Genomic DNA, 1,959 nt, shown 5'->3' on the forward strand with positions numbered 1-1,959 from the left:
ATAGTTGGTGAAAGTATAGGCAAATATTACATAGCCTTGGAAACCATTTCAGATTTCCCCTTCGCCTTCACTTTATTGGGTGTGACCCGCCTTGGCTGAACTACGCAGCTCCCTATCCCATCTGCAAATGCATTTGGGATTGCTTTTCTTAAGATATTGTACGAGCCGTTGACATCGCTGTTTATGAACCGATTTGCAGAAGTCCTGTACAGTCCTCGGCTGATTCTTTTGCCACTAAAAGAGGGTGAATCAAAAAGTTGACCATAAGTAGGAATTGGGTCAAAATCTAGAAAGCTGCTCTTAGATGTGTAAGATTCCTCAGTCACAACTACCATTATTCCTGCCAATTGACACTTATAGGTCAGCATTTCTATAAAACGGCAATATGGCACAGTAACAAAGTTTTGGTTGTTTCGCTTTCCGAGATTAATTTCCTGTTTCCACAGATCGTTCTTACCAATTACCAACGTTCCAATTTGCTTTTCAACCAAGTGGTCTACTAGAAATCGGCTGCTGTTATGCAAGTAATTGTCAATCTGGAGATTTCTTTTTCTGGTTAATCTTTGAATTCGCACAGATGTTTGGCGTTTTCTACTTAACTTAGATTGCAGTGCCGCTTTGCGTTTATTGAAGAACTGATTAATACTTTTGAGCGGTCGTCCGTTAATCAAGAGAGGGACAAATCCCTTTTGATTTGATGTTAACGTTGCTAAGTTATTTAACCCTAAATCAATAGCTGCACAGGCATCAGAATTAACTGGGGTGGACTCCTGTTGCTCATAAATTACCTCGATGACATAACAGTCACATTTCGGAACTATCCTGACCTGACAGACATGATTTGCGACCTGTGTTGGAAAATCAATATTGGTTCCAGAAAGTTTAACTCTTCCGCTCACCAGTCCCGGCTTGCTAATTGCTTGAATCGTGTAAACTAAGAGATTGCGCCCTTTCGCCTTATCTTTGTACTTAGGCATCGCTGGAGATGCTTTGAACTTATCCGGGTGTGACTTGTATTCTTGCACAGAAGCAAAAAATGATTTCCAATTCCGGTCTAAAACCATGAGAATCTGTTGGCTTACCTTGCTTGGCAAGTCTCTGTAAGTTTCATGAGTTTTCATTAACGAATGCATTTTGTTGTAATTTAGATACCCCCAACCAAAGATGTAATTTTGTCTAATAATGTAGTTAGCTGCGTTGTAAAGATTCTTAGAAGCAAAAGATAGCGCGTCTATTTCTTCAAAGAATCGATGACTAGACTTAATAATATGTTTTTCAGCTAATTGCATGACTCCTCTGAATTACTCTGTAATTCGGCAATTAGCTTTTCCGTTTTTCTTTTGGCTCTACGTAAACCATAAAGACGGGAACAAAATGAGGTTATGACAGCAGCAAAATCTGACATCAAATCTTCTTTATCATTCGCTGCATCGTTAACAACTTCTAATCTTCTACCTGTCTGTGTCAGTAAAACCTGTATGTAATTCGCACCAAACCTTGTCAGACGGTCTTTGTGTTCTACAACTAGAACATTGAATTTTTTGTCGTTAAGTACTGATATTAATTTCTGGCGATTATCGTTTAGACCTGATCCTACTTCTTCAACAACTTTGTAGATTCCATATCCACGAGCGGTAGAGTACTGGACTAATCTATCCGCTTGTCTTTTGAGATTATCTTTATTTTCCGAACTGGAAACTCTGGCATAGATACAGGCAATCTCATGGACAAGTTGCGGATTTTGCTCCCCATCTCTAACAATCACTGTTCCTGTTGGCAGTTGATAAGCATCTAACTGACCCTGCTTCCACAACCTCCAAACAGTGTGGTACGAAACCCCTAATTTTTTCGCATACTCCGATAGCTTCATGGCAATTTTATGTTTCCATGAACCCAGTCTAGCACATCTGCTATTGCTTGCTAATGTTTGCTAATACTTTATGCAACTTATTTCAATAC

General features: G+C 39.4%; 2 protein-coding genes. Both read right to left on the reverse strand.

The features are described 5' to 3' along the window. Nucleotides 1–26: 26 nt before the first annotated feature. Entirely contained in the window at nucleotides 27–1,289 is a 1,263-nt protein-coding gene (locus ACM0OZ_RS48590) for an RNA-guided endonuclease InsQ/TnpB family protein (protein ID WP_414590114.1), read from the reverse strand. Beyond that, nucleotides 1,280–1,876: an IS607 family transposase gene (locus ACM0OZ_RS48595; RefSeq protein WP_414590115.1), complete on the reverse strand. Its 597-nt coding sequence runs from the start codon at nucleotides 1,874–1,876 to the stop codon at nucleotides 1,280–1,282. The genes ACM0OZ_RS48590 and ACM0OZ_RS48595 overlap by 10 nt, the downstream gene beginning before the upstream one ends. Between the last annotated feature and the right edge of the window lie 83 nt (nucleotides 1,877–1,959).

This window comes from Scytonema sp. PCC 10023 (assembly GCF_963920835.1).
Taxonomy (GTDB): Bacteria; Cyanobacteriota; Cyanobacteriia; order Cyanobacteriales; family Nostocaceae; genus Kalymmatonema.

Coding starts and splice junctions, on each gene's coding strand:
- ACM0OZ_RS48590 (WP_414590114.1), bottom strand. CDS start 1,289: ATGCAATTAGCTGAAAAACATATTATTAAGTCTAGTCATCGATTCTTT.